Source organism: Bradyrhizobium sp. 147 (assembly GCF_023073935.1).
In the GTDB taxonomy this organism is placed as follows: domain Bacteria; phylum Pseudomonadota; class Alphaproteobacteria; order Rhizobiales; family Xanthobacteraceae; genus Bradyrhizobium.
In genome coordinates this window covers 1-1,898 of the sequence record NZ_JADPKL010000009.1, presented here as the reverse complement: position 1 = coordinate 1,898, position 1,898 = coordinate 1, and the positions used below count along the sequence as shown (strand labels likewise).

1 protein-coding gene is annotated in these 1,898 nt (G+C 58.3%); it reads left to right on the top strand.

All coding sequences use genetic code 11. From position 1 onward, the window contains the following. Positions 1–563 precede the first annotated feature (563 nt). Positions 564–1,817 carry a group II intron reverse transcriptase/maturase gene (gene ltrA, locus IVA87_RS02295; RefSeq protein ID WP_247332638.1) on the top strand — a complete coding sequence of 418 codons (1,254 nt, stop codon included), beginning with the start codon at positions 564–566 and terminating at the stop codon, positions 1,815–1,817. Positions 1,818–1,898 lie beyond the last annotated feature (81 nt).

Genomic DNA, 1,898 nt, shown 5'->3' with positions numbered 1-1,898 from the left:
GATAGTGTGCTGCAGAAGCACACAGAAAGGATGATCGAGATGGTCTGAGAATCTGTGTGCATAAGCTGCGGTAGCGATGAGGGCAGGCCCCTCGGGATCGACTTTCAGGAGTAGGTCTCAAATCACTTCAAGCGGCTTCGCTTAAGAGGCGTGGTCGTGAGCGTTGAAGCTAACGGTCGGGTGATACCCGAACGGATACGCGTCCGAGAGACGAATGAAAATGAACCCACCGATGAACCGTCGTAACGTGGAAATCGTCGTCAAAACCAGAGGTGTGTCGTCCCTCTGGGATGAGCCCGCTGGGAGCCTGATGACCGGGTGGGCGGCGACCGGCGTTGAGGGGGCGTGAATCGGATGCAGGCGCTGTCGCGGAACTGCAGGAACCAGTCGCTCCGATGGAAAGGGAGAAGCACAAGCGGAGAAGACCGTGAGGCGAGAGTACCGACGCGGAGCACTGGGACGGACCGATCCGTATTAGCGACGAAGGCTCGTAATGGGGCCGGAGCGAAGGGATCGGGTCAGGTGGGCTGGCCATCGTCGCAACTGGCAACAGGAGGACGTCGATGAACCAGCCGAGCAAGTCGTTCAACATCGATAAGAGAGAGGTGTACGAAGCATATCTGCAGGTGCGATCCAATGGTGGCGCAGCTGGCGTCGACGGAGTGACGATCGAGCAGTTCGAGTCCGACTTGAAGAACAATCTCTACAAGATTTGGAATCGAATGAGCTCAGGCGCTTACTTCCCGCCCCCTGTTCGCGCCGTGTCCATTCCGAAGAAGAGTGGAGGCCAAAGGATCCTCGGGGTGCCCACTGTGGCAGACCGCGTGGCACAGACGGTTGTCAAACAACTGATTGAGCCGGCTCTCGACGCAATCTTTCTGGCGGATTCTTACGGCTACAGACCCGGCAAATCGGCTCTCGATGCGGTAGGCGTCACGCGACAGCGATGCTGGAAGTACGATTGGGTTATAGAGTTCGACATCAAAGGATTGTTTGACAACATCGACCACGAGCTCTTGCTGCGGGCCGTCCGGAAACATGTGACGTGTGCATGGGCGCTGCTCTACATCGAACGATGGCTGACAGCGCCGATTGTGCAAGAGGATGGAACAATAATCGAGCGAAGCCGCGGCACCCCACAAGGGGGCGTGGTGAGCCCGATCCTCGCCAACCTCTTCATGCACTATGCATTTGATCTCTGGATAGCGCGGACGTTCCCCGATCTCAGGTGGTGTCGGTATGCGGATGACGGGTTGGTACATTGTCGGAATGAGATGGAGGCGCAAAGCGTTCGCGAAGCGCTCCAGGCTCGGCTGGCGGAGTGCCGCCTGGAATTGCATCCTACGAAGACGAGGATCGTCTACTGCAAGGACGACCGACGCCGGGGCAAAAGCGAGACGGTCATGTTTGACTTTCTCGGTTATTGCTTCCGGCCGCGATCGGTCCTGGGGCCGCGTTCGCAGAGGATGTTCTGCGGGTTCACTCCGGCGGTCAGCAAGCCAGCGCTGAACGCCATGCGAGCGACGATCCGCGGCTTGAAACTTCGCAAGCGAACCGAAGTGACGTTGGACGATATTGCCCGCGAACTAAACCCGATGGTTAGGGGGTGGATCGCTTATTATGGGCAATACACGCGTTCGGCGCTCTATCCTTTGGCGCGCTACATCAACCAGACGTTGGCTATCTGGTTGAAGCGAAAGTACAAGCGCTTCCATCACCGCTTAGGACGCGCGCGTCTCTTCCTGGAGAAGATCGCGAGTGAGAACCGCAGGCTCTTTGTGCATTGGCAACTTGGCGATGGCGGCAAGCTTGCCTGATGGGAGCCGGGTGAGGCGAGAGTCTCACGCCCGGTTCTGCGAGAGGCTGGAGGTGAAATCCCTCCGGCCTACTCACCCGAC

Bases quoted from the DNA above. Each gene is read 5' to 3' on its own strand.
- ltrA (WP_247332638.1), top strand. From the start codon at position 564: ATGAACCAGCCGAGCAAGTCGTTCAACATCGATAAGAGAGAGGTGTAC.